Source organism: Streptomyces sp. NPDC048001 (genome assembly GCF_043203115.1).
Lineage (GTDB): Bacteria > Actinomycetota > Actinomycetes > Streptomycetales > Streptomycetaceae > Streptomyces > Streptomyces sanyensis.
Genome location: NZ_JBIDBN010000003.1, coordinates 162,651 through 186,204, shown reverse-complemented (window position 1 = coordinate 186,204; position 23,554 = coordinate 162,651). Strand labels below are relative to the sequence as shown.

At 76.6% G+C, this 23,554-nt stretch carries 23 protein-coding genes; 12 read left to right on the top strand and 11 right to left on the bottom strand.

The annotated features are described in order from the left end of the window. Window positions 1–405 precede the first annotated feature (405 nt). The 3 genes from ACGF15_RS07400 (at window position 406) to ACGF15_RS07390 (ending at window position 2,441) form a co-directional block, all read left to right on the top strand. Window positions 406–1,101, top strand: a complete 696-nt coding sequence (locus tag ACGF15_RS07400) for an adenosylcobinamide amidohydrolase (protein ID WP_392797135.1) — start codon at window positions 406–408, stop codon at window positions 1,099–1,101. 71 nt (window positions 1,102–1,172) lie between these two features. Further along, complete coding sequence (locus ACGF15_RS07395) at window positions 1,173–1,694, top strand: potassium channel family protein (protein ID WP_376428468.1); 522 nt, start codon at window positions 1,173–1,175, stop codon at window positions 1,692–1,694. 555 nt (window positions 1,695–2,249) lie between these two features. Beyond that, window positions 2,250–2,441: a hypothetical protein gene (locus ACGF15_RS07390; protein ID WP_345615288.1), complete on the top strand. Its 192-nt coding sequence runs from the start codon at window positions 2,250–2,252 to the stop codon at window positions 2,439–2,441. A 22-nt stretch (window positions 2,442–2,463) separates the two neighbouring features. Here ACGF15_RS07390 and ACGF15_RS07385 read toward each other — a convergent pair whose 3' ends face one another. After that, entirely contained in the window at window positions 2,464–2,856 is a 393-nt protein-coding gene (locus ACGF15_RS07385; protein WP_392797134.1) for a DUF5997 family protein, read from the bottom strand. A 62-nt stretch (window positions 2,857–2,918) separates the two neighbouring features. Here ACGF15_RS07385 and ACGF15_RS07380 point away from each other — a divergent pair, with 62 nt between their 5' ends. Both ACGF15_RS07380 and ACGF15_RS07375 read left to right on the top strand, forming a co-directional pair. After that, window positions 2,919–3,710: a LysR family substrate-binding domain-containing protein gene (locus ACGF15_RS07380; RefSeq protein ID WP_392797133.1), complete on the top strand. Its 792-nt coding sequence runs from the start codon at window positions 2,919–2,921 to the stop codon at window positions 3,708–3,710. 164 nt (window positions 3,711–3,874) lie between these two features. After that, window positions 3,875–4,513 (top strand): CBS domain-containing protein, encoded by a 639-nt coding sequence (locus tag ACGF15_RS07375; protein WP_345615285.1) that lies wholly within the window; start codon window positions 3,875–3,877, stop codon window positions 4,511–4,513. A 54-nt stretch (window positions 4,514–4,567) separates the two neighbouring features. Here the strand turns inward: ACGF15_RS07375 and ACGF15_RS07370 are convergent, their stop codons facing one another. Then, window positions 4,568–5,479 carry a universal stress protein gene (locus ACGF15_RS07370; protein WP_345615284.1) on the bottom strand — a complete coding sequence of 304 codons (912 nt, stop codon included), beginning with the start codon at window positions 5,477–5,479 and terminating at the stop codon, window positions 4,568–4,570. Between the two features lie 154 nt (window positions 5,480–5,633). Here ACGF15_RS07370 and ACGF15_RS07365 point away from each other — a divergent pair, with 154 nt between their 5' ends. Beyond that, on the top strand, window positions 5,634–6,623 hold the full coding sequence (locus tag ACGF15_RS07365; protein ID WP_345615283.1) for an Acg family FMN-binding oxidoreductase: 990 nt from the start codon (window positions 5,634–5,636) through the stop codon (window positions 6,621–6,623). Between the two features lie 161 nt (window positions 6,624–6,784). On the opposite strand, the gene ACGF15_RS07360 is transcribed toward ACGF15_RS07365, so the two are convergent. The 3 genes from ACGF15_RS07360 to ACGF15_RS07350 all read right to left on the bottom strand — a co-directional run bounded on the left by ACGF15_RS07360 (window position 6,785) and on the right by ACGF15_RS07350 (window position 10,577). Further along, window positions 6,785–7,480, bottom strand: coding sequence for a CBS domain-containing protein (locus ACGF15_RS07360; RefSeq protein ID WP_392797132.1), 696 nt, complete (start codon window positions 7,478–7,480; stop codon window positions 6,785–6,787). 208 nt (window positions 7,481–7,688) lie between these two features. Further along, entirely contained in the window at window positions 7,689–9,440 is a 1,752-nt protein-coding gene (locus ACGF15_RS07355) for a GAF domain-containing protein (RefSeq protein WP_345615281.1), read from the bottom strand. Window positions 9,441–9,665: 225 nt separating this feature from the next. Continuing rightward, window positions 9,666–10,577, bottom strand: coding sequence for a universal stress protein (locus tag ACGF15_RS07350; RefSeq protein ID WP_345615280.1), 912 nt, complete (start codon window positions 10,575–10,577; stop codon window positions 9,666–9,668). Window positions 10,578–10,805: 228 nt separating this feature from the next. On the opposite strand from ACGF15_RS07350, the gene ACGF15_RS07345 reads away from it, so the two are divergent. Beyond that, the gene (locus tag ACGF15_RS07345; RefSeq protein WP_345615279.1) at window positions 10,806–11,498 is read left to right on the top strand and encodes a response regulator transcription factor; all 693 of its coding nucleotides are present in this window, start codon (window positions 10,806–10,808) and stop codon (window positions 11,496–11,498) included. A gap of 151 nt (window positions 11,499–11,649) precedes the next feature. Next, window positions 11,650–12,033 carry an SH3 domain-containing protein gene (locus ACGF15_RS07340; protein WP_362615561.1) on the top strand — a complete coding sequence of 128 codons (384 nt, stop codon included), beginning with the start codon at window positions 11,650–11,652 and terminating at the stop codon, window positions 12,031–12,033. A 49-nt stretch (window positions 12,034–12,082) separates the two neighbouring features. Here ACGF15_RS07340 and ACGF15_RS07335 read toward each other — a convergent pair whose 3' ends face one another. Both ACGF15_RS07335 and ACGF15_RS07330 read right to left on the bottom strand, forming a co-directional pair. Then, window positions 12,083–13,561 carry a glutamate-cysteine ligase family protein gene (locus tag ACGF15_RS07335; protein ID WP_345615277.1) on the bottom strand — a complete coding sequence of 493 codons (1,479 nt, stop codon included), beginning with the start codon at window positions 13,559–13,561 and terminating at the stop codon, window positions 12,083–12,085. Between the two features lie 169 nt (window positions 13,562–13,730). After that, complete coding sequence (locus ACGF15_RS07330) at window positions 13,731–14,246, bottom strand: DinB family protein (RefSeq protein ID WP_392797131.1); 516 nt, start codon at window positions 14,244–14,246, stop codon at window positions 13,731–13,733. Window positions 14,247–14,828: 582 nt separating this feature from the next. Here ACGF15_RS07330 and tgmA point away from each other — a divergent pair. Next, window positions 14,829–15,020: a putative ATP-grasp-modified RiPP gene (gene tgmA / locus ACGF15_RS07325; RefSeq protein ID WP_345615275.1), complete on the top strand. Its 192-nt coding sequence runs from the start codon at window positions 14,829–14,831 to the stop codon at window positions 15,018–15,020. Window positions 15,021–15,116: 96 nt separating this feature from the next. Further along, window positions 15,117–16,049 (top strand): ATP-grasp ribosomal peptide maturase, encoded by a 933-nt coding sequence (tgmB, locus tag ACGF15_RS07320; RefSeq protein WP_345615274.1) that lies wholly within the window; start codon window positions 15,117–15,119, stop codon window positions 16,047–16,049. Window positions 16,050–16,129: 80 nt separating this feature from the next. On the opposite strand, the gene ACGF15_RS07315 is transcribed toward tgmB, so the two are convergent. Together ACGF15_RS07315 and ACGF15_RS07310 are read right to left on the bottom strand one after the other, a co-directional pair. Beyond that, a complete protein-coding gene (locus ACGF15_RS07315) occupies window positions 16,130–16,528 on the bottom strand; it encodes a DUF1992 domain-containing protein (RefSeq protein WP_345615273.1) in 399 nt (132 codons plus the stop codon). Window positions 16,529–16,595: 67 nt separating this feature from the next. After that, the gene (locus tag ACGF15_RS07310) at window positions 16,596–18,638 is read right to left on the bottom strand and encodes a neutral/alkaline ceramidase (protein WP_345615272.1); all 2,043 of its coding nucleotides are present in this window, start codon (window positions 18,636–18,638) and stop codon (window positions 16,596–16,598) included. Window positions 18,639–18,825: 187 nt separating this feature from the next. Between ACGF15_RS07310 and ACGF15_RS07305 the strand changes: the two genes are divergently transcribed. Then, on the top strand, window positions 18,826–19,995 hold the full coding sequence (locus ACGF15_RS07305) for an AraC family transcriptional regulator (protein WP_392797130.1): 1,170 nt from the start codon (window positions 18,826–18,828) through the stop codon (window positions 19,993–19,995). On the opposite strand, the gene ACGF15_RS07300 is transcribed toward ACGF15_RS07305, so the two are convergent. Together ACGF15_RS07300 and ACGF15_RS07295 are read right to left on the bottom strand one after the other, a co-directional pair. After that, on the bottom strand, window positions 19,949–20,602 hold the full coding sequence (locus ACGF15_RS07300) for a beta-glucanase (protein WP_392797129.1): 654 nt from the start codon (window positions 20,600–20,602) through the stop codon (window positions 19,949–19,951). The genes ACGF15_RS07305 and ACGF15_RS07300 overlap by 47 nt on opposite strands. A gap of 382 nt (window positions 20,603–20,984) precedes the next feature. Continuing rightward, entirely contained in the window at window positions 20,985–22,400 is a 1,416-nt protein-coding gene (locus ACGF15_RS07295) for an FAD-dependent oxidoreductase (RefSeq protein ID WP_392797128.1), read from the bottom strand. 307 nt (window positions 22,401–22,707) lie between these two features. Here ACGF15_RS07295 and ACGF15_RS07290 point away from each other — a divergent pair, with 307 nt between their 5' ends. Then, on the top strand, window positions 22,708–23,544 hold the full coding sequence (locus ACGF15_RS07290; RefSeq protein WP_362614462.1) for a PP2C family protein-serine/threonine phosphatase: 837 nt from the start codon (window positions 22,708–22,710) through the stop codon (window positions 23,542–23,544). Window positions 23,545–23,554 lie beyond the last annotated feature (10 nt).

Genomic DNA, 23,554 nt, shown 5'->3' with positions numbered 1-23,554 from the left:
AGGCCGCGCCCGCGGCGGAGGAGACCCCGGCCGCCCGGGTGCGTCCGGTGGGCACCCGCTCGACCCGCCCGATGCCGCGGCTGCCCACCCGGCGCGTCCGCCGGGCACGGGTGCCGGAGACCACCGAGGACACCGCCGGCTCCACGGCAGGCACGGACACCCCCGGCGCCCCGGCGTCCCCCGCACCGCCCGATGCCTTGCCGGTGCATCTTCCGCTCGCGGACCGCACCGCTCCGTCAGCCGCTCCGTCAGCCGCCCCCGCCGGTACCGGGACCCGCCGCGGGTGCCCCCTGCGCCGCCGTCCGCGGCCCCGGCCCGGAAGGGGCCCGGGCCGGACGTCCCGCACCGCGTGACGCCCCCGTAGGATCGGCCGGCCCCGCAGCCCCGCAGCAAGGAGACCCGACGGTGACCACCGCCGCCGCACCGCTACCCCGCTCCGCCACCGGCCTCCTGCCGGTGCGGAGCCTGGCCCGTGTCGAGGGCGGCGAGCGGCTGCACGCGCTGCTGTGGCGGGCGGGCCCCGGCTGGCGGATGATCAGCAGCGCCGTTCTCGGCGGAGGCATCGGTGAACGGGCCTGGGTCCTCAACGCCCAGGTCTCCCACGGATACCGCCGCACCGACCCCGATCGCCATCTGGGGGAACTGGCCCTCGCCGCCGGCCTGCACGGGCAGGGCGTCGCCCTGATGACGGCCGCCGACGTCACCCGGCACGGCCACGCCCACGACGAGGGCGCCGAGGCCGTCGCCACCGCCGGCATCAGCGTCCGGGGATGGGCGGCCTCACCCCGGCCGGGCGCAGCCGCCCCGGCTGCGCCCGGCACGATCAACGTGGTCGCGGCGCTCCCCGTGGCACTGAGCGACGCCGCGCTCGTCAACGCGGTCGCCACCGCCACCGAGGCCAAGGTGCAGGCGCTGCTGGAGGCGGGCCACGACTGCTCCGGCACCCCCACCGACGCGGTGTGCATCGCGGCGCGCACGCCCCGCCCCGGCGCGGAACTGCACGCCTTCGGGGGGCCCCGCTCCCTGTGGGGCGCCCGCCTCGCCAGGGCCGTCCACCGCGCCGTCGGCGACGCCGCCCCGGCGCGTGACCGCCCCGCGTGACCGGCCCGGGCCCGGGCGGTGCGGGGCGTGTCCCCGCCCGGTGCGGCCGCGCCGACGGTACGCTCCCCGCGGTGTCCCTGTCCGTGCTCCCGGAGGGCGCACTCGTGCCGCAGCCGTTCCTCGTACTCCTCCTCGGCCGCCTCTTCGGCAGCCGGTGGTGGCGCGCTTTCCATGTGCGGGCCGCCCTGCTTGTCACGCTCGTGACGACGGTCGTCCTGCTGACCGGCTCGGTGCTCATGGTGGCCGCCGAGCAGGGCGCCCCGGGCGCCACCATCACCTCCTTCCCGCGGGCCGTGTGGTGGTCGGTGGAGACGGCCACGACCGTCGGGTACGGCGACATGTACCCGGTCACCCCGTGGGGCCGGGTCATCGCGGCGGCCGTGATGCTGGCGGGGATCACGGCCTTCGGCGTGATCACCGCCACGCTCGCCACCTGGTTCGTGGGCAGGGCGCAGCGGGAGGCCCGGGCCATGGGCGCCGCGGTGCGCCGCCGCGCCGAGGAGGGCGAGGCCGCCGTGCACGAGCAGATCAGGGCCCTGCACCAGCGCTTCGACCGGATCGAGGAACTGCTGGCCGACCGCAGCGGCGGCTGACGGGCGGTCGGGAGCCGGCCCCCGCCGCACCGGGCGGCCCCGGCGGCGGATCCGCGGGCTCCGTGCGCGACGGCAGCGGATCCGCGGGCTCCGTGCGCGGCGGGGGCGGATCCGCGGGCTGTATGCGACGGAGGCGAGTCCGCCGACGCCGGGGCGGGCGGAGCACCGCGGGGAGCGCTGCGGGCGAGCGGAGTGCAGCCGGTGGCACCGCCGTACGCGGCGCTCCCGCCCGAGCCCGGCCTCCTCGTCCTGACGGCCCGTTGCCGGAGGACGGACGAACGCGGCGCCCACGGCGCGCCCGGTGGCCGCCGCCGGGCGGTTCCCGACACGCCCGGACGCGGGCGCACGGCGGAGCCGAAGGGGCTCCGCGGGGCGGGCGCCGGCCACGGAACCGCCGATGACCTGGCCTCTCTCGCCCGCCGACGGGGCCTGCCCGGCTGCCGACGTGCCCGTCACCCGGACAGCGGACAGCCGGAGTGCGGGCGCGGCACGGCGACTGCGCCAGACTTGCCGCCGCACGCCGCACCTCGGCGTGCGGGGCGAAGGAGGTTGGCGATGGTGGTCTCGATCTCGCTGGTGCTGCTGCTGGCGGTCCTCGCGGCGATCTTCCTGCGCAACGGGCTGAAGTTCTCCCACGCGCTGGTCTGCGCCCTGTTCGGGTTCCTGGTCGCGGGCACCGGCATGGCGCCGACGATCCAGGACGGCCTCACGGCGACCGCCCAGGTCGTCGCGGGCCTCCACCCCTGAGGCCCTCCCGCCCGGGCGGGGTTCAGGAGCCGGCGGCGGCGCGCTCCGCGTCGCGGGCCCTGAGGCGGGCGCCCTCCTTGCGGACCTCCGCCTGGGTGGCCCGCTCCCGGCGCAGCCACTCGGGGAACTCCTGCCTCAGCGCGTCGATCTGCTCGGTGGTGAGTGGCTCGGTGATCCCGCCGCGGGCCAGCCCGGCGATGGAGACCCCCAGTCGCGCGGCGACCACCTGGCGCGGGTGGGGCCCGTTGCGGCGCAGCTCCGTGAGCCAGGCGGGCGGATCGGTCTGCAGCGCGTTCAACTCGGCACGCGAGACGGAGCCCTCCCGGAACGAGGCGGGGGTCGCCTCCAGGTACACCCCCAGCTTCTTCGCCGCGGTGGCGGGCTTCATGGTCTGGGTGCTCGGTCGCGCAGTCATACGGACAGCCTAAGGCCCCCGCCGCGGCCCCCGGCCCGTGAGCGGCCCGGTAGCCTGATGAGGTGACTGGCTCGGACGTGTCCTCCCCCTCGCCCTTCCGGCTCGCCTACGTTCCCGGAGTGGTCCCGGCCAAGTGGGTGCGCATCTGGAACGAGCGGCGCCCCGGCGTCCCCCTCGTCCTCGTGCCGACGGCCGCCGCGGACGCCGAGGAGCTGCTGCGCGCGGGCGGGGCCGACGCGGGCCTGCTCCGCCTGCCGGTGGACCGGGACGTCCTCAGCGCCATCCCGCTCTACACCGAGACCACCGTCGTGATCGTGCCCAAGGACCACGTGGCCACGGCCGTCGCGGAACTCGCCGCGGAGGACCTGGCCGACGAACTCGTGCTGCACCCGCTGGACGACACCCTCGGCTGGGAGCAGCCGCCGGGCCGCCCCGCGATCGAACGCCCCGCGACCACCGGGGACGCCGTCCAACTCGTCGCCGCCGGGGTGGGCGTGCTGGTCGCCCCGCAGTCGCTCGCCCGCCTCCACCACCGCAGGGACCTGACCTACCGGCCCGTGAGCGGTGTGCCGCAGTCGGGCGTGGCCCTGTCCTGGCCGCAGGAGGCCACCACCGACCTGGTGGAGGAGTTCATCGGCATCGTCCGGGGCCGCACCGTCAACAGCACCCGCGGCCGCCCCCGCCCGGAGGCGGACACCGGGCGGGACACCGACGGCAGGCGAGGCGGCGGGTCCGCCCCCGCCCGCACGGGCAGGACCGCCGCCGGGCGCGGCGGATCGGGCGGACGCGGCGGGGCCGGGGGCGCCGGCAGGCGGGGGACGGGGCGCGGCGGCCGGCCCCGGCGCCGCTCCTGACCCGGCCGGGCCCTCGGCCGCTCACACGGCAGGGCCGGTCGGCCCCGTCCCGGGCCGCAACGGACCCTCCCCCTTCCCGGACGGCCCGCCGACACTGGGAACTGCCGCGCAGGCCGCGCGCCGGGGCGCCCGCCCCGTCGGCCCGAAACGAGGAGGCGGCTCGCATGCCCAGGTCACCGCATACCGTCAGCGACGTGATGACCCACACGGCCGTCGCCGTCGGACGCCAGGCCCCCTACCGGGACATCGTCCGGCTGATGGGGGAGTGGAAGGTGAGTGCGCTGCCCGTGCTGGAGGGCGAGGGGCGGGTGATCGGCGTCGTCTCGGAGGCCGACCTGCTGGCCAAGGAGGAGAGCCGCACCAGGGCGTGGCCGGGCGAACCGGAGCCCGACCCGGTGCCCAAGGCCGACGCCCTCTACGCGGAGGAGCTGATGTCCAGCCCCGCCGTCACCGTGCACCCCCAGGCGACGATCGCCGAGGCCGCACGCATCATGGCCACCCGCAGGGTGAAGCGGCTGCCGGTGGTGAACGCCACCGGGCTCCTGGAGGGCGTGGTCAGCCGGGGCGACCTGCTCAAGGTGTTCCTGCGGCCCGACGAGGAGATGGCCCGGGAGATCCGGGAGGAGGTGCTGCCCTCGCTGCCCGCCGGGGCCCGGCTGACGGCCGAGGTCGAGGAGGGCGTCGTCACGGTGGGCGGCGACCTCCACGACCGGATGCTGGTGCCGCTGGTCGCACGGGCCGTGCAGGCCGTCGAGGGAGTGGTGGACGTGCGGCTGGACCTGCGCGAGCACGCCTCCGCCTGAGCGGCCCCGCACCGGGGTCCGGATGCCGTCGGACCGACGGCATCCGGACCCCGGTCAGCGGGGCGCCGGGGCGACGAGCACCGGGCAGTGCGCGTGGTGCAGTACGGCGTGCGCGGTGCGCCCCACCGACGGTCCGAGCGTCCGGCCCGAGCGCCGGTTGCCCATCACCAGCAGGACGGCCTCCCGGCTCGCGTCGACCAGCACGCCCGCGGCCGACGCCGAGGGCTCCACCGCGACCTCGACGGCCGGCCCGGGCAGCTCCGCGCGCACCGCCTCGGCCAGGGACTCGATGCGCTCCCGATGCCGCCCGGCGGCGGTGCCCGACCCGTCCAGCAGCGACACCACCCCGCCCACCTGGGGCACGAGGCCCCAGACGCTCAGCAGGCGCAGCCCCACCCCCCGCAGCGCCGCCTCCTGGGCCGCCATCACCGCCCACGGGCGGTCGTCCTCGTCGCGCACCGCGGCGACGACCGGCCGACCCGTCCCGTCCGCGGGCTCACCGCGCACCACCACGACCGGCACGGGGCTGTCCGAGACGAGCCCCAGGCCGACGGAGCCCAGCATCAGCGAGCCGAAGCCGCCCTGGCCCCGGCTGCCGACGACCAGCGTCTCGCCCGGGGCGGCGAGTCCCCGCAGCGCCTCCTGCGGACCGGAGGACACCAGCTCGCAGGTCACCTCCAGTCCGGGGAAGCGGGCGGTCAGCCTGTCCCGGGTCACGGACAGCAGCCGCTCTCCCGCCGAGCGCACCAGGCGGATGGTCTCCTCGGAGGTGAACAGCGTCTCCCGCGTGGTGCCGACCGCGTGCACCAGGTGCAGGGCCGTGTTCCGCCGGTGCGCCTGCGCGGCCGCCCACTGCGCGGCGATGTGCGCCGGATCCGAACCGTCGACCCCCGCGACGATCCGGCCCGGGGCCGTGGGCCGCCGTCCGTCCGGGCCGCCGCCCGCCTGCGAGCCGTCCTCGCCCATCTCTCCTCCTCGGCAGCGCCGTCCGCCCCACCCTGCCGGGCTCCCGGGCGGCGGGCCAACGGGGCAGGGCCGTTCGGACCCCCCGGCGGGCCCGGCGTCCCTTCCGCCCGGCCGGTGCCCGGGCGCATCCTGGAGCGGTGGAAGGGAGTCCGCCGTGCGCGCAGACATCGACACGACGACGGTGGAGCGGCTGGTCGCCGAGGCCGCGACCGCTCCGTCCATGCACAACGCACAGCCCTGGCTGTTCCGCTACGACCGGGGCCGGGCCCTGCTCGAACTGCGCGGTGATCCCGCCCGCTCCCTGCCGGTCACCGACCCGGGCAACCGCTCCCAGCACCTGGGCTGCGGTGCGGCCCTGTTCAACCTGCGGGTCGCCGCGGCCCGTGCGGGCTGGGAGCCGCGTGTGCGCATCCTGCCGGAACCCGCGCGGCCCGGGCTGCTCGCGCGGATCAGCTTCCTGCCCGGCGCCGGCCCGGACGAGGAGCTGGCGGAGCTCCACCCGGCGCTGCGGCGCCGCCGCACCAGCCGGGAGCCGTTCAGCGGGGAGCCGGTGCCCGGGGAGCTGAAGGACGGCCTCAGCGGCGCGGCGATCGCCGAGGGCGCCCGTCTGCTCTTCCTCGACGAGGACCAGGTCGGCTCCGTGCTGGAGCTGGCCGAGGAGGCCGCCTACCGGGAGTCGGTGGACGAGGAGGTCCGGCGGGAGGTGGCGCGCTGGATCGCCCCGCTCGCGCCCGGAGGCACCGCCCCGGCCGCCGAGGGCATACCGGCGGCCGCGCTGGGGCCCCGCTCCTACGACGGCCGGGCCCCCGTCCGCGACTTCACACCCGACCGGCGCCCGCCCGGGCAATCGGTGGCCGTCTTCGAGCACCGCCCCTGCCTGGGGCTGCTCGGCACCCGGCACGACCGGCCGGCGGCCTGGCTGGAGGCGGGGCAGGCCATGGAACGGGTGCTGCTCCAGGCCACGCTGGACGGGCTGTCCACGGCGCTCAGCTCGCAGATGCTCGAATGGCCGGAGCTGCGCTGGGTGGTGCGGGGCCCGTTCATGGCGATCGGCAGCCCGCAGATGATCATCCGGCTGGGCTACGGACCGAAGCCCCCGGGCACTCCGCGCAGGCCCCTGTCGGAGGTCCTGGAGATCGTGTGAGTCCGGTCCGCTTCCGTGCCGGACCGGTCCGGCGCGGAAGCGGACCGGGCCGGCGCGTGAGGGGGCCCGCGCCCGCTGCCTCATCGCGCCGGGTCCCCTCGGGCTCGCCGGACGGACCCGTCCGGGCCGTCCATCGGCCCCGTCTCCCGGCCCCCGGCGGCTCAGCCCGGCCGCCCCGCCTCCCGGTCGCCCGCTCCCGCGGGGGCGGTCACCGGGGCGGTCAGCAGGCAGCGCACGTCGACCACGCCTTCCACGGACCGCGCCAGCCGCTCCGCGACGGGGACGAGCGCGGGGTCCGCGACGGCCCCGGAGAGCGTCACCGTCCCCTGGTCGACCTCGACGGTGACGCTGCGGCGCGTCACCGGGAAGAGCCGGTCGACGACCTCCTCGCGGATCTCGTCCGACAGCTCGGCGTCCGCGCGCAGGAAGACCTTCAGCAGGTCCCCCCGGCTCACGATCCCCTTCAGCACCCCGGAGCCGTCGACCACGGGCAGCCGCTTGACGCGGTGGCGCGCCATCAGCCGCGCCGCCTGGGGCAGGGTCGCGCTCGCGGTCACCGTGACGGCGGGGGAGGTCATCACGTCCCGTGCGGTCAGCCCCCCGGCCTTGGCGCCCTCGCCCCGCAGCTCCGCCGGATCGGCGAGCGCGGACCCGCGGGCCCGCAACTCCTCCTTGGGCAGCAGATCGGCCTCCGACACCACGCCGGTGACCCGGCCGTCGCCGTCGAGGACGGGGACGGCGCTGGCCTGCCACTGCCTCATCGCGCTGACGACCTCCCGGAACCGCGCGTCGGGGCCGACGGCGACGACGGTGGTGGTCATGACGTCGTTCACGGTGTGGGGTGAGCGCGTGGTCATCGGGGCGTCCTTCCACTCCGGGCGCGCCCCCGGACCGGACCGCGAGCCCCCTGCGCAGCGGCCGGAGGCCGCGGCCCCGCGGTGCGGGCCGCGCCGTGGTGCCACCGTCGCACCGGCCCGGGCGGGCGGATAGGGCCGGTCGGGCCATTCCCGGCAGCGGCCGGGACCCGTTCCCGGGCCCGGCTGCCGGGGCCGGGGCGCGCTCCGCTCAGCCGCCCTCGCCGGGCCCTTCGGCCTCCGGCAGCGGGACGCGCCACACCAGCCGGGTGCCGCCCTCGCGCCCGGGCCCCACGACGAGGCTGCCGCCCAGGGCCGCGGCCCGTTCGGCGAGGTTGCGCAGCCCGCTGCGGGCGGCCCCCGGCGCGATGCCCCGGCCGTCGTCGGCGACGGTCAGGGTGAGCAGGCGGTCCGACACCTGCACGTGGACGTCGACCGCGCGGGCACCGGCATGGCGTGCCGCGTTGCTGAGGGCCTCGACGAGCACGGCGACCAGGTGCTCGCCCACCTCCCCGCCGGTCCGGGTGTCCAGCAGGCCCTCGACGCGCAGCGCGGGGGAGAACCCCAGGGAGGCCGCCGAGTCCTGCACCGCCCCGACCACGGCGGCCCGCAGCGACTGGGCCTCCGCCCCGCCCTCGTGGCTGCGCAGCCCGAAGATGGTCGACCGGATGATCCTGATGGTGGCGTCGAGGTCGTCCACCGCCCGGTCGATCCGCTCCGCAGCCTGCGGGTGGTCGATGAAGCGCTCCGCGCTCTGCAGCGTCATCCCGGTCGCGAACAGCCGCTGGATGGCCAGGTCGTGCAGGTCGCGCGCGATCCGGTCCCGGTCCGCGAGGACGGCCATCTCCGCGGCGTCGCTGCGCCGTTCGGCGAGCTCCATGGCCAGGGCGGCCTGCCCGGCGAACGCCGCCAGCGGCACGGCCTCCGCGTCCGAGAACGGCGCCGCCCCCTCCGCCCGGGCGAGCAGCAGCACCCCGCGGACCGCCTTGTCGGTGCCGAGCGGCACGGCCACCGCCGGACCGGTGCCCCGCCAGCGTTCCGCGTCCGGTCCGGTCCGGGCCTCACGGCCCAGGTCGGAGGTGCGCACCGGCCCGTGCTCCTCGAAGGCGGCCGTCAGGAACCCCTCGCCCTTCGGGACCAGTACGCCCCGGTGCCGTTCGGCGTCCCGGCCCGCCGCGAGGGCGGTGCGCAGCCGGTCGGTCCCCTCCGCGGGCACCGCCACCACGCCCAGGTCCGCGGCGGCCGTCAGCCGGGCGTGCTCCAGGATCATCTCCAGGACCTGGGCCCGGGGGCGCCCGGACAGCAGTGCGCCGGTGACCTCCGAGCCCGCCGCCGACCAGCGCTCCCGGCGCCGGGCCTCCTCGTACAGGCGGGCGTTGTCGATGGCGATGCCCGCCGCGACCGCGAGGGTCGACACCACGGCCTCGTCGTCGGCGTCGAAGGCGGGGGCTCCGCGCTTCTCGGTCAGGTACAGGTTGCCGAACACCGTCTCCCGCACCCGGATCGGCACCCCCAGGAAGGAGGACATGGGCGGGTGGTGGGCGGGGAAGCCGCGCGAGGCGGGATGCCGGGACAGGTCCTCCAGCCGCAGGGGCGAGGGATGGCGGATGAGCTCCCCGAGCAGCCCGTGCCCGCTGGGGAGGGCGCCGATGGCCGCCCACTGCTCCTCGCTGACGCCGACGGGGATGAACTCGGCGAGCATCCGGTCCTCGCCGATCACCCCCAGCGCCCCGTACTCGGCGTCCACCAGCACCGTGGCCGCCTCGACGATGCCGCGCAGCACCTGCGGGAGCTCCAGCCCGCGCCCCACCGACAGCACGGCCTCCAGCAGGCCGTGCACGCGGTCCCGGGTGCCGCGGACCGCCTCGATGCGGACCTGCACCTCCTCCAGCAGCTCGTCCAGCCGCAGTCTCGACAACGGGCCGAGGCCCTCGGGGCTCTCGCCCGTCGCCCTGTCGCTCATCGCGCCTCCGGCGGAGTCGGCCGTCCCTTCGCCACTGTCCACCGTAAGGGCTGCCCCGTCATCCCCGGCGGATCCGCGCGCGACCGCGGCCGCGGGGCGCCGCACGGGAAAGGGGCTCCTCCGCGGCGGCGGTGTCCGGGTGAGGCGGGGTGCCGCAGCCGCCGCCGTGCCCGCGGCGGGGCAGGGGGCTCCGGGGCGCGCCGCGGCCCCCTGCCCGGGTCCCGCTCACCCGTCCGGCGGCCCGCCCTGCCCGGGCGGGGGCCCCGGCCGGTCGGCCGCGGCCCGCGCGCCGTGCGGCACGACCGCCAGCGGGCAGGGGGCGTGGTGGATGGCCGCGTGGGTCACGGGCCCCAGGCGCTGCCCGGCGTCCTCCCGGTGCCCGAGCACGAGGAGCACCGCCCGCTCGGAGGCGCGTACCAGGCGGTGGGCCGCGCTGCCCGCCGCGAGGTGCAGTGACACGGGCACGGCGGGGAACTCCTCCCGCCACGGCCGCAGGGCGGCGGCCAGTGCCTCCTCCTGACCGGCGCCGGGGTCCTCGGGCAGCGCCGGCTCGGCGTCCGCCCGTCCGTGCGGGCGGCGGGGTGACGGCCGCCAGGCGTACAGCACCTCCAGCGGCGCGCCGTGCACGGACGCCGCGTCGAAGGCGAAGCGGACGAGTTCGGCATCCGCGGAGTCCAGGTCGAGACCCAGCAGCACCGGCCGGTCGGAGCGGGCCGCCACCGGCCGCCCGCCGCGCACCAGGACCACCGGAACGGTGCTGCGTGCGGCGACGTCCAGTGCCACCGAGCCGAGCAGATAGCCCGTGAAGCCGGAGAAGCCCTGTGAGCCGAGGGCCAGCAGCACGGCGTCCCGGGCGGCCTCGGGCAGTGTCTCGCCCGCCGGGTCCGGTACGGCCGTGCGGACGATCTCCAGGTCCGGCCGGGCCGCGTGGACCTCGCGCACCGCCACCTCCAGTGCCCGGGCGTGGCGCCCGGCGGGGACGTCCACCTCCGGCAGACCGGTGCGCGGGGCCGGGGCGCCTCCCGCGTGCACCAGCGTCAGGGGCAGTCCGCGCAGCTCGGCCTCCTCCGCCGCCCACGCGGCGGCCGCCAGGCTCTCGGGGGAGCCGTCGACGCCCGCGGTGACGGTATGACGCATGGCGCACCTCCGATCGCCGGGGCCGGGCCGCGTGGGCGGGGGTCGGCCGTCCGGACCCGCGTCCCCCCTCGACCGTCCCACCGCCCCGTCCCCCGGGGGAGGGCCGTCCGGGCCGCGGGCAGGGCCGTCCGGGCCCGGGCCGGGCGGAACGGGGCCCGTTCGGCCCTGTCGCGGGCCTGCGGGGCCGGGCCATCCTCGACTCACGGGCCCGATCCGCAGGGAGCAGCGATGACCGACGTACCGCACTTCTCGGAGCAGACTCCGATCAGGGTCTTCCTCCTGGACGACCACGAGGTGGTGCGCCGCGGACTGCACGACCTGCTCGACGCCGAGCCGGACGTCGAGGTGGTGGGAGAGGCCGGCAGCGCCGAGCAGGCCCTGGCGCGGGGGCCCGCGCTGCGCCCGCACGTCGCCGTGCTCGACGTGCGGCTCCCCGACGGCGACGGCATCACGGTCTGCCGCGAACTGCGGGCCAGGATGCCCGGCCTCGCCTGCCTGATGCTGACCTCGTTCGACGACGAGGACGCCCTGCTGGACGCGATCATGGCCGGGGCGTCGGGCTATGTGCTCAAGCAGATCAAGGGCACCGACCTCGTCGCGGCGGTGCGCACCGTGGCGACCGGGCAGTCCATGCTCGACCCGGCCACCACCGCCCGGCTGATGGCCTCCCTGCGGGGGCCGGAGGTGGTGCACCGCGACGAGGACGAGCGCCTGTCCGCACTCTCCGAGCGCGAGCGCGCGGTCCTGGACCTGGTCGGCGAGGGGCTCACCAACAGCGAGATCGGGGCGAGGCTCTACCTGTCGGAGAAGACCGTGAAGAACCACATCTCGCGCCTGCTGTCGAAGCTGGGCGTGGAGCGCCGGGTGCAGGCGGCGGTCATCGCGGCGCAGGCGCACGAGCGGGAGGGGCAGCGCCCCTGAACACCCCTCGGCCCCGGGGTGCTTCGCCCGGATTCGCCCCTCGGGGCGATGCCTGCGCGAGCCGTGCGCGGGTCGGCGCCCGGGGGCGCCGAGGGGGCTCTAGGGTCGGGCGCGGAAGTGGGGGGCCGCGTCCACCGACTGGAGTCAGCCGATGATCATGTCCACTGCCCCGAACCGCCGTCCGTCGGGGCGCGGTCGTGCGGTCCGGATCGCCGCGACCGCCCTCGGCGTCCTCGCGCTCACCGCCTCCGTGCCCGCCCAGGCCGCGGCCCCGGCGGCGACGCCGGCCAAGCCCTACGGCACGGTCACCGCGGCGAGCGGGCTGAACCAGCGGATGTTCCCGAGCACCGACTCGGCGGTGAAGGGCACGCTGCGCCACGGCGCCAAGGTCGGCCTGGTCTGCAGGGTGCGTGCCCAGGTCATCGCGGGCAACGACCTCTGGTACCTGGTCCGTGACGCCCGCAGGGTCTGGGTGCCGGCCCGCTATGTGGCCGCCACCGGCTCCGTGAAGTACTGCAAGGACGTCCTCGTCTGACGCCCGGGGCCCGCGGGCCCCGGGCCGCGCCCGGGACCCGGGGGCGCCCTCAGTCCACCGGCCAGGTGTGCACGGGGGCGTTGAGGTGCATGTACTCCAGGTACTGGCCGGTCATCCGCCGCAGTGCCTCGTGGTGGTCGACCCGGCTGGACCGCTCGATCCGGTGGTACATCTCCGTCTGCCACACGGCTCCGTTGCGCGCGGTGACGCACCGCTGCTCGATGACGCCGAGCAGGGGCTCGCGCCAGGCCGCGTCCATGCCGGACGCCTCAAGACCGCGGTGCGCCATCGGCAGCAGCCGGCGCAGCACCAGTTCCGGTGCCGGGACCTCCCCCATGCCCGGCCAGTACAGCCCGGCGTCGATCCCGTACCGCGCCGCCGCGTGCAGGTTGTCCTCGGCTGCCTGGAAGGACATCCGGGACCACACCGGGCGCTCCTCGTCGACCAGGGCGCGGGTGAGCCCGTAGTAGAACGCGCCGTTGGCGAGGGTGTCCGCCACCGTCGGGCCGGCGGGCAGCACCCGGTTCTCGATGCGCAGATGCGGCCGGCCGTGGTCCACGGCGTAGACCGGGCGGTTCCACCGGTAGATCGTCCCGTTGTGCAGGGTCAGTTCGCCCAGTGCGGGCACGTCGCCCCCGTCCAGGGTCTCGGCCGGGTCCTCGTCCTCGCACACCGGCAGCAGGGCGGGGAAGTAGCGGACGTTCTCCTCGAACAGGTCGAAGACCCCGGTGATCCAGCGCTCCCCGAACCACACCCGCGGGCGCACACCCTGCACCTTGATCTCCTCCGGCCGGGTGTCGGTGGCCTGCTCGAAGAGCGGGATGCGGGTCTCGCGCCACAGCTCCCTGCCGAAGAGGAACGGGGAGTTGGCGGCGAGCGCCACCTGGACGCCGGCGATCGCCTGGGCGGCGTTCCAGTAGGCGGCGAAGTCGTCGGGGGCGACCTGGAGGTGGAACTGGGTGCTGGTGCACGCCGCCTCGGGGGTGATGGTGTCGGCGTAGGTGCGCAGCCGGTCGACGCCGTTGACCTCGATGAGCAGGTCCTCGCCGCGGGCCGCGAACACCTGCTCGTTCAGCAGCCGGTAGCGGGGGTCCTCGGAGAGGGCGGCGGCGCCCACGTCCTCGCGGCGCAGCGTCGGCAGGATGCCGATCATGGCCAGATGGGCCCCCACCCCGGAGGCGCGGTCCTCGGCGTGGTTGAGCGCGTCGCGGATCTCCTGCTCCCAGGAGTCGGGACCGCCGGCCGTCAGCCGCCGCGGATGGATGTTGATCTCCAGGTTGAAGCGGCCCAGTTCGCTGGCCCACGCGGGGTCGGCGATGGCCTCCAGCACGTCGGTGCTGCGCATCGCGGGCTCGGCCGAGCCGTCCACCAGGTTCAGCTCGATCTCCAGGCCCACCTGGGGGCGCTCGACGTCGAAGCGGGCCCCGCGCAGCATCTGCGCCAGGGTGTCCAGGCACGCCTGCATCTTGTTCCGGTACCGGCGGCGGTCCTCGCGGGTGAAGACCAGCGCCGGGACGTCCCGTCCCATGGGCCCTCCCGGGATCCTCGGGCAGACACCCCCGTCTCAGCCTGCCACTCCCCGGCGGTGCCGACCAGCGAGAGGGCGGCCGGGTGCGCCCGGTGACGCGGCGACCGCACCCGGTGGCCGCCGCCCGCCCGCCTCCGGGGGCGCCCGGAGGGCGCGCCGGCCGCTCCGCTCAGGTGCGGGTGCCGCGTTCCAGCAGCCCCCGGGCGTAGGCGGCCTGGCCCGCGTGCTGGAGGTCGTCCGCGACCACGCTGACCAGCCGGACCCCGAGGGTCACCGCGGGCGTCCAGGAGGCGTCCACGACCCGGTCCAGGTCGCCGGGGCCGAGGGTGCGCACGTACTCCAGGGTCGCGGTGTGCACCGCGTCGTGGTAGCCCAGCAGCTCCCGTGCCCCGGCGCGCACGGCGGCCACCCGGTCGGGCGTGTGGCCGTAGCCGGTGTCCGTGTGCGGGAGCGGCAGGTCGAGGCGGTCCGCCCAGCCCTGCGCGGTCCACAGCTGCTCCCGCCCGGCGACGTCCGCGACATGGTCGTCCTGGATGCGGGTCAGGTGCCAGACCAGCCAGGCGATCGGGTTGGCCCCGGGGCCGGGGGCGCCGGCGAGCGTCTCCTCGTCCAGCCCCTCCACGGCCTCGTGCACGGCCTCGTGCACCCGGCCGAAGGCGTCCTCCAGCAGTCCTGCGCAGTCCACGGCTGCTCCTCGTGTTCCGGCGGCCCGGTCCGGCTCTCGGCGGGCCCGGCCGCGCTTCCGGTCCGCGTACCGGCCCATCGTGCCCGTGCGGCCCGGCCGGGTGCGGGCAACACGCCTCGGGGGCGCCCGGCCGGCCGGGCCCGGCGGCCCGCGCCGCCTCCGGAGCGGCGCCTGCCGGTGCCGGGGGCCCGTGGTGCGGCCGGTGCGGCGGATGGGACGTCTTCTTCGCGCCACCCAACAAGGCTGGCGTGCAAGCGGGTTGACACGTCCTCAGGGTGCCGCCGTTCATGGAGGAGTAGAGGTCGCACCGCCGTTCGGCGAGCCCTTTGCGCTGGTTTACGGCCAATGTCGTGTCGTCTGCGTCACGTCTTGGCCAGAACTTGAAACTCCTGAGGCTCCTGATGCGTCTGTCTGGTTGGCGTCGGCGGGGCATGTCACCGCCGGTCCAGATGTTCGGATCTGAAGGTCTTTCGATGAAGAACCTTCACAGTGTCACTCTATGTGTTGAGGGTGTGGCACATCTGCCACGTACTGTCACATGAGGAGCCCGAGCTGGTGCGCGGGCAGGGGAGGAAGCAGCAGATGAAACCGTTCGCGTGGAACTACGCACGGCCGGCCGAGCAGGCCCCGGCGCTGGCCACCTACTCCTACGACGCCACACTCCAGCTGAACGTGCTGGCGGACGGCCGTCCCGCGATCCTGGACCGCGCCCTGCTGGCCGCGGCAGGCACCACCACCTCCAAGGCCGGCTCGGCCACCCACTTCGACGACTGACGAACGCGTACCGCAGATGAGCAGACAGACCCGGGTTGCGGCGCGTGCGTCCGCAGCCCGACACACCCCCTCGGCCCACCGGACGGACGGGGCCCCGTGACCGTACTGGTACTGACGAGTGCACAGGACGTCACCGCGGACCTCGTGGTGGCCGAGCTGCACGAGCAGGGCGTGCCGCTGGTGCGGTTCGACCCGGCGGACCTGCCGGGGGAGGTGGCCCTGTCCACCGAGTACGTCCGCGGGGAGTTCCGGGGATACCTGTCCACGGGCGGTCGCGTGGCCAGCGTCGACGCCTTGCGCTCGGTCTGGGTCCGCAGGCCGGGCGGGGCGGCCGCCCACGCGGAGGAACCCTCCGCCTGGCTGGCGGAGGAGACCGACCACGCCCTCTACGGCATGCTCGACTCGACGGACGCCCGCTGGATGAACCATCCGAGCGCGGCGGCCCGCGCACGGCGCAAGACCTGGCAGATGCGGGTGGCCCACCGCAGCGGCTTCCCCGTGCCCGCCACCCTGGTGACCACCTATCCCGCGATGGCCCGGCGCTTCGCCGAGCAGTACCGCCACGTGGTGGTCAAGTCCGTCTCCGGCAAGTCGCCCGGCGACCCTCCCATGGCCCTGCCGACCACCCTGGTGCCCCCGGACGCCGACTTCTCCGGGGTCGCCGCCGGGCCCACCCTCTTCCAGCGCTATATCGCCAAGCGCGCCGACATCCGGCTGACCAGCATCGGCGACACCCACTTCGCCGCACGCAAGACGGCCGAGGCAGGGCAGGTGGACGGGCGGTTCGGGGACACCGGGCACAGCTGGCAGCCGGTCGACGTCCCGCCCCAGGTGGCCCGCGCCGTCGAGCGGTACAAGCGGCACGCCTCACTGGCCTACGGCGCCTTCGACTTCGCGGAGGAGGAGCAGACCGGCACCTGGTGGTTCCTGGAGTGCAACCAGGGCGGGCAGTTCGGCTTCGTGGAACTGGACACGGGGCAGCCCCTCGCCCGGACCGTGGCCGAATGGCTGGCCGCCGAACCCGGCTGACGCGCCGTCGGGCGCCCGGGAGCCGCACCCGCCGGTGCGCCGTCCCGGCCGGGACGGCGCACCGCTGCGCGGGAGCGGGGTCACCCCCGGGCGCGCCGCCACTCCTCGACCAGCGCGTCGGCGTCGAAGCGGCGCAGCCCCAGCGGCGGCCCCGGCGGCGGCCGGAGCATCGCGGTGGTGATCTTCTCGTTGATCTCGGCCGCGATCCGCCGCACCGCCGCCTCGGTGGGGGCGGCCATCGCCTTCTCCTTCGCGTCCTCGGCCTCCTTGCGCAGGGCCAGGGCGGGCGGCAGCACGGCCAGGCCCTCGCGGTGCATCTTCCCCTTGATCCACCAGAGTTCGTCGTACGGGGCCCCGCTCTCCGGCAGCGGCTTGCCGAAGCCGGGGAGGTCCGTGAACTCCCCGCGCTCCGTGGCCTGCCGGATCTGCCGGTCGACCCATGACTCGAAACTGACTCCGGGCGGTTTGCGTTCGGTCATGCGTTCCAGGGTACGGCCCCGGCCCGGGCGGCCGGGAGGGCTCCCGGCCGCCCGGAGAGGGGCCCGCTCAGCCCACGCGGAAGCCTGCCGTCGCGCCGCTGAACGCGCGGACCCCGCCGAACAGGGACTTCGCGTCCCCGTGGTGGACGATCCGGTAGGTTCCCGCCGGGGTGCCGGGTGCGATCCGCCAGCTCACCACCGCCTTGGACGTCCCGGTGAGCGCGTTCAGCCGCACCCACCGGTAGGTGGTGTCCCAGTCGCCGTCGTCCAGCACGCGCACCCAGGCACCGTCCACCCGGCGCTGCACCTCCAGGAAGGTGCCCCCGCGGTGGAGGTCGTTCTTCGGATGGCCGGTGGCGAACTCGGCCGTGACCGTCGCCCCCCTCGGGTACGCGTCCGCCGGCGCGCGCAGCACCTCGCCGAAGGACCTGCCCCACGGCGGACTGTCCATCACCACCCCGGTCTGCAGGGTGCCCTGGCGGTCCGAGAGGTCCGGCGGCACCGGCCCGCGGTCCACCGGCCTCCCCTCGCGCAGCGCCGCGGCCAGCTTCGCGTACTCCTGCTGGTACGCCGGGAGCGTGTGGCGTCCGTACAGCGTCGAGCCGCCCTCGTAGTGCTGGAGGTCGTACTCCTCGGGTGTGGTCACGTACTGGCTGTAGGCACCGGCGTAGCCTTGCATCACCACGTTCTCCGGCGGCACGCCCAGTTCCGCGGCGACGGTGCGCCGGATCCGCAGGCCCGAGACGACGGTGAACTCGGCCGGGCCCGCCACCAGGTACAGCCCGCCGATGCGCAGGATCTGCAGCGGGAGGATCCGCGGCGTCGCCGGCACGACCGCGTTGACCAGCCCCGTCGGCACCAGGGACGCCTTCGGGTACTGGCAGCCCACCAGCCACGCGGGCGGGTCGATGCGGAAGGGCTCCAGCAGCTGCGCCACCGGGCTCCTCATGCCTTCCGTGAACCCGGGGACGGCCGGTCCGTCCTCGACGCTGCCCGCCAGGGTCGAGGCCCCCACCACCGCCGGGCAGGTGCGGTGCTCCCGCCCGTCCGGGGTGTAGGCACCCGAGACCGTGACGTGCTCCATGTCCACGTACCGCATCCGGGAGTCCACACCGCCCGCGAGCGGGAGGTCGGCCTTCCGGTAGCCCTCCCGCGCCGCGTCGAGCTGGCGCTCGCCGATGATCCGGGTGTTGGCGAACTCGTCCTCCGTGGGGCCCGACCCGGGCTTCAGGTCGAGGTTCGGGGACAGGTCGCCCGCGGCCGTGTTGGCGAACGCGGCCACGAACCCCTCCCCGGCCTCGCGCTCCCACGCGTAGGAGGCATAGCCCTTGTTGTCCGGGCTGAGCAGGGTGTTGCCCTTGGTGAGGGAGGTGTTGTGGGTGGCGAACCAGCTGACGGCCCCCACGTCGGTGCCCCCCTGGCGGAAGCGGAGCACCGTCATCGAGGGGTCGACGGCGTCCGGGAACGCCGCCCGGTCCGCCGCCGGGTTGCGCGCGAAGGCGGCACGGGAGCGGTTGGCGCTCGCGTCGGTGAGCACGGCCCGGCCCAGATGGACGCTGCCCGGCCGCAGGTCCGCGTGGGCCTCGGCGATCGACTCCACGATCCCGTCGACGACCGCGCGGTAGGTCGCCCGCTGGAACCCGAGGGAGGCCAGGTTGTAGGCGAGGTGGTGGGAGTGGCCCCCGGAGCCCGCATGGGTGTGGGTGGCCGACAGCAGGACGTTGCGTTCCGAGTAGAGCGTGCCGTACCGCTGCGCCAGCTGCGCCAGCACGCCCTGCTGGACGGACTGGAACACCATGCCCAGGTCGGCGGTGACATGGACGACCCGCTCGCCCGAGGCCGGGTCGGCGACGACGAACGCCCGTGAGCGCTGCCGCTGGTGGATCCCGGTGGCCTTCTGCTCGAAGCTGGAGTAGCCCATCATGCCGACCTCGGCCGCCTCGCCGGTGACGTCGGCGATGCCCCGGCCGACCAGGTACGGTGCGGCCCCGCCGGGCGAGGGCCCGGCGGGGGGTGCCGCCTGCGCGGGAGCGGCGGCCAGGGACAGGGCGCCGAGGGCGGTGCAGAGCAGCAGGGAGACCGCTCGTGAGCGTGGGGTGGGGGACCGCATGCCTTCTCCCTCACAGACGGATGCAGGGGACCCGGGGCGGGGCCGCGGGTCACGGGTGCGACAGACGGTAGGGCCGGACCGGGCCCCCGGAGAGGGCCCGACCGGCCAGTAACGGGACCTCGTCGGCCACGGCCCCTGTCCTCCCCGGCCCGAGGCCCCTACAGTGGCCGCCCGGAGGTGGTGGCGCATGGACGGCCCCCGCGCGCGCGAACCGCGCCCCGCCCCGGCCGGGGGAGGCGCGCACCCGGCGAGCGCTCGCGCCGCGTCCCGCCCGCCGGACGCCGTCCCCGCCGACCCGCGCCACGGATCGGCCACCCTCACCCCCCACCTGCTGCGCCACCTCGTCCTGGTCGCCGCCGGGCGCGGCTGCGACCTCGGCCCCGCCCTGGAGCGGGTCGGCCTGTGCGGGAGCGACCTCGAACTGGTCGGCCGACGGATCTCCTACCGCCAGGCCAGCTCCGTCATCCGGGCGGCGATCCGGGAACTGGACGACCCCGGACTCGGACTCGCCGTCGCGCGCCGGCAGCGCGCCACCTCCTGGGGGCTGGTCGGCTTCGCCCTCCTGGCCAGCCCCACCCTGCGCGACGCCCTGGCGCTCGGACTGCGCCACCACGGGGCGGGCGGGTCGATGCTCGACTACCGCCTCCGGCCGGTCCCCGGCGGCACGGCGGTCCTCGCCGCACCCCGGTTCAGCGACTCGCTGCGCGCCTTCCTCCTGGAGGAGGCGTTCGGCAGCATCGTCGCCCTGGCCAGGGACGCCCTCGGGCCCTGCTTCGCCCCCCGGGCCGTCAGCGTCCGCCACTCCCGCCCGGCGTACGGCGCCCGGTACGAGCAGTGGTTCGCCTGCCCCGTCGCCTTCGGCGCCCGGGAGGACCGGCTCGACTTCCCGGACGCCTGGCTGGACCACCCGCTGCCCGGAGCCGACGCCTACGCGCTGGCGCAGACCGTCCGCCTGCTGGACGCCGCCCGGGCCCGCGACCGCCGCGACCAGGACCTCGTGGAGGAGGTGGAGGTCGCCGTGGCCCGCAGCCTGCCCCGGGTCCCCACCCTGGCCCGGCAGGCCCTGGCCCGCGGGATGAGCGAGCGCACCCTGCGCCGCAGGCTCGCCGCCCACGGGACCACCTACCAGGCCCTGGTGGACTCCGTGCGCCTGGTGCGGGCCGAGGAGCTGATCACCACGGGCGACCTCCCCTTCCCGCAGGTCGCCGCACGCCTCGGCTTCGGGGACACGCGGGCCCTGCGCCGGGCCGTCGCCCGCTGGTTCGGCACCAGCCCCTCCGCGCTGCGGCGCTCCCCGGCGGCCCCCGTCTTCAGCGGTGGACCCGCAGGTACTCCACCGTGTACGCCATCTCGGTGACGTCGGGATCCGGCGCGGGGTGGTACCGGCCCGCGCACACCGACAGGTTCACGATGATCGCCGCACGCCAGCGGCGGCCGACGCCCCGCCAGTCGGAGAAGGCCCGGCGGCCGTTCACCCACCAGGTCACCGACCACGCCCCGAAGGACACCCGCAGGTCCACCCAGGCCCCGGGCGCGATCTCGGGGTGGGTGTAGTAGCGCTGCCGGCCGCGGACGTGGTTGGTGAGCTCCAGCAGGTCGGGGTTGTCCGGGTGGTACTCGAAGACGTCCACCTCGTTGCCGCCGTCGCGCCAGGTCCACACCGCGGGCCAGGCGCCCGTCTCGACGGGCAGCCGCACCCGGGTCTCCAGGACGTCGCCCGTCTGCAGATGGAACCCCTCCTCACTGCCCTCGGTGGTGAGCAGGCCCGCGTCCCAGTAGCCGTCCGTGCGCCGGGTGGCCCGGAACTCGCCCTCGCGGCAGTAGGCGGGGTCGTCCACGAGGTGGTCCAGCTTGTTGTCGCCCCGGTTGCGCGGACCGCCCCCGGGATACGCCCAGGACCGGCCCGCCACCCATTGGGCGGCGGAGGTGAAGTCGGCGGAGAAGTACGGTCGAAGGTTGCTCACGGGCCCTCCTCGCACTGCGCTGGACAGGGGCACCCGTCTCAACGCGGGGCCGCGTACCGGGTCACGGGCGGCGGCCGGGCGGCGCGCGGATCGGGCCGCGGTGCCCGAACGGTCACGCCCGCTCCGGGAGAGCGCCGCACGGCACGGCGCCGTATCGTTTCGCCGTGCCCGAACGGGCGGCCGGGGACCTCTCGGCCCGCCCCGCCCCTGCCCCTGGGAGCGGCCGTTCGTCACGGCAACGGCCGGATCCCGGCGGATCGCCGCCCGCCGCGGGCAGCCCCGCACCCCCGGCCGCCCACGGGCCCGGGCGGGTCCGCACCCCGGCCTCGCGCCCGGGGTGCGGACCCGCCGCCGTCTCAGCCCGCCGTCTCAGCCCGCCGTCTCAGCCCGCCGTCTCGGCCCGCAGCGGCGGCCCCTGGGGCGTGGCCGGCTCGGGGCCGAAGAGCACGGCCCGGGCCACCGCGGGAGCGAACAGGGCGCTCACCGGGGCGGTCAGGGTGAGCACCGAGCGGAACGCCCGGCCGACCACCGGGTCGCCCTGGTAGCGGCGCTGGACCCGGTCCAGGTACCAGCCCGCCGCCCGGTCCGCCGCGGGCGTCGCGACCGCCGTGCCGAGGGCGCCGGGCATCCGGCGGTCCGCGCCCGCCGAGATGTCCCACGCCTGCCGCGAGGCCTCCAGCAGCGCGCGCTGCACCCGGCGCGTCGTCGCCGCCCGGCGCGGATCGTCCAGCGCCTCGCGCAGCGCCAGGGCCCCCAGCGCGGCCACCGCCATGCCCTGGCCGTAGACCGGGTTGAAGGTGCACAGCGCGTCCCCGGTGGCCAGGAACCCGGCCGGGCGCCGCCCGGGCAGGTCGTAGCGCCGCCGCACGTTCGCCGTGTGGCGGAAGCCGTACGGCGGCGTCTCGGGCACCGCCTCGCGCAGCCAGTCGTGGATGAAGGGATGCGGCAGCCGGGCCGCGAACGCGGTGAACGCCTCCTCGTCCGTCGGCGGCTCGTCGCCGCGCAGACCCGACAGGACGACCAGGTGGCGGCCGTCCTCCAGCGGCAGCACCCCGCCCGCGTACACCTGGTCCGGGCCGGGCAGGACGTAGTACGCCTGCGCGTGGGTGCCCAGGTGCCCGCCCCTGTCGCGGTACACGCGGGAGGCGTAGGCGAGGCCCGTGTCGATGGTCTCCTCCGCCGGCGGTTCGGCCCCCAGGGCCCGCAGCCACTGCGCCGCCCGGGTGCCGCGCCCCGAGGCGTCGACGACCAGACCGGCGGCGAGGCGCTCCGGTTCCGCGCCGCCGCTCCCGCCGCGCTCGCGCAGCAGCACCCCCGTCACCCGCCGGGCGTCGCCCGTCAGGCCCACCGCCTCGGCACCGGTGACGGCGGTGACGGCCGGATCCGCCAGCACCCGGGCCCGCACCAGGTGCTCCAGCTGCGCCCGCGACCCGGTGTAGAGGTGGGAGGTCGGCGCGGTGCGGCGCACCCAGCGGCCGCTCTGCCACTGCACCATGTCGGCCGGCATGCCCACCCGCGGCGCCCCGGCGGCGGCCAGCTCCGCCGTGAACCCCGGAAGCAGCTCGTCCAGCGCGCGCTGGCCGCCTTCCAGCAGGACATGGGCATGGCGCCCCTGGGGGACCCCGGGACGCGGCTCGGCGCCGTCCGGGAAGCGGTCCCGCTCCACCACGGTCACCCGGTCCGCGTGCCGGGCCAGCACCCGCGCCGTCAGCAGCCCCGCGATGCTCCCCCCGACGACGACGGCATGCCGCTCCGCCGTCCCCCTCGCCGGGCCCTCTCCCCGTGCGCCGTCCAGCATGCATCCGCCCTTCGTGGTCGGTGTGTCGGTCCAGACCCGCCAGTATCCCGGTGCGCCCGCCCCCGCCGCACGGTCCGCGCCACGCCCCGCCCCCGACCGCGCCCCGGCCCGCGTGCCCGGGGGCGCCGTCACCCGGACGGACGCCCCCGGCGGCGTCCCCGCGACGGGGTCCGCGGCGCTCGCCCGGCGCCCGCGGGGCCGCGCAAATATACTGGCCCCGGGCCGCGGGGCCCCTGGCCGGCCGGGAGGTCCGCGCCACGCCGAGGGGGCCGGGCCAGGAGGAGTCGAAGGTGCCGCGGAGAGGGCCATGACCCGGCGACGACACCCGAGATCGGCCACGGCAGACGACCTGCTGACCGCTCTGGGGCGGCTGACGGACCGGGCGCGCAAGAGCGCGGAGAGCCAGAAGGCCCGCGTCGAGCTCGCCGAGGCCCTGCAGCGCTCGATGCTCCCGTCCGCGCTGCCCTCGGCCCCCGGGCTTCGGGTCGCCGCCCGCTACGCCCCGGCCCGCAACGGCCTGGACATCGGAGGCGACTGGTACGACGCCTTCCTCCTCCCCGACGGCTCGATCGGCTGCTCGATCGGGGACGTGCAGGGCCACGACGTGGAGGCGGCGGCCTTCATGGGGCAGGTGCGGATAGGCCTCCGGGCGGTCGCCACGGCCACCGTCGACCCGGGGGAGATCCTCTCCCGCGCCAACGACCTCCTGGTCTCGGTGGACCAGGGGCTCTTCGCCACCTGCAGCTTCCTGCGCTACGACCCGCGGACAGGGGTCCTGGAGAGCGCCAGGGCCGGGCACGTGCCCGCCGTCTGGGCCGGCTCCCGCGGCGACTGCGGGGTCGTCGAGGACGAGACGGGCGTCCCGCTCGGCGTGCTCCCCGGGGAGGTCTATCCGGTCGCCCGGCGCGCCCTCTCCGACGGCGGCGCCTTCGTGATGGTGACCGACGGGGTGGTGGAAGGGCCCTCCTTCTCCGTCGAGGAGGGGCTGGACGCGGTCGCCGCCCTGGTGCGGGAGGCCGTGCGCGGGGGCCTGCCCGCCGGCGAGCTGGCCGCCCGGGTGATGGGCGTCGCCGCCCGCACCGACCACGTCGACGACGCCGCCGTCCTGGTCCTGCTGCACGACCCCCGCGGGGAGCCGGCCTGAGCCCCGCCCT

Bases quoted from the DNA above. Each gene is read 5' to 3' on its own strand.
- ACGF15_RS07375 (WP_345615285.1), top strand. From the start codon at position 3,875: ATGCCCAGGTCACCGCATACCGTCAGCGACGTGATGACCCACACGGCC.
- ACGF15_RS07290 (WP_362614462.1), top strand. From the start codon at position 22,708: ATGACCCGGCGACGACACCCGAGATCGGCCACGGCAGACGACCTGCTG.
- ACGF15_RS07385 (WP_392797134.1), bottom strand. From the start codon at position 2,856: ATGACTGCGCGACCGAGCACCCAGACCATGAAGCCCGCCACCGCGGCG.
- ACGF15_RS07310 (WP_345615272.1), bottom strand. From the start codon at position 18,638: ATGCGGTCCCCCACCCCACGCTCACGAGCGGTCTCCCTGCTGCTCTGC.
- tgmA (WP_345615275.1), top strand. From the start codon at position 14,829: ATGAAACCGTTCGCGTGGAACTACGCACGGCCGGCCGAGCAGGCCCCG.
- ACGF15_RS07355 (WP_345615281.1), bottom strand. From the start codon at position 9,440: ATGAGCGACAGGGCGACGGGCGAGAGCCCCGAGGGCCTCGGCCCGTTG.
- ACGF15_RS07335 (WP_345615277.1), bottom strand. From the start codon at position 13,561: ATGGGACGGGACGTCCCGGCGCTGGTCTTCACCCGCGAGGACCGCCGC.
- ACGF15_RS07350 (WP_345615280.1), bottom strand. From the start codon at position 10,577: ATGCGTCATACCGTCACCGCGGGCGTCGACGGCTCCCCCGAGAGCCTG.
- ACGF15_RS07305 (WP_392797130.1), top strand. From the start codon at position 18,826: ATGGACGGCCCCCGCGCGCGCGAACCGCGCCCCGCCCCGGCCGGGGGA.
- ACGF15_RS07315 (WP_345615273.1), bottom strand. From the start codon at position 16,528: ATGACCGAACGCAAACCGCCCGGAGTCAGTTTCGAGTCATGGGTCGAC.
- ACGF15_RS07370 (WP_345615284.1), bottom strand. From the start codon at position 5,479: ATGGGCGAGGACGGCTCGCAGGCGGGCGGCGGCCCGGACGGACGGCGG.
- ACGF15_RS07295 (WP_392797128.1), bottom strand. From the start codon at position 22,400: ATGCTGGACGGCGCACGGGGAGAGGGCCCGGCGAGGGGGACGGCGGAG.
- ACGF15_RS07345 (WP_345615279.1), top strand. From the start codon at position 10,806: ATGACCGACGTACCGCACTTCTCGGAGCAGACTCCGATCAGGGTCTTC.
- ACGF15_RS07340 (WP_362615561.1), top strand. From the start codon at position 11,650: ATGATCATGTCCACTGCCCCGAACCGCCGTCCGTCGGGGCGCGGTCGT.
- ACGF15_RS07390 (WP_345615288.1), top strand. From the start codon at position 2,250: ATGGTGGTCTCGATCTCGCTGGTGCTGCTGCTGGCGGTCCTCGCGGCG.
- ACGF15_RS07360 (WP_392797132.1), bottom strand. From the start codon at position 7,480: ATGACCACGCGCTCACCCCACACCGTGAACGACGTCATGACCACCACC.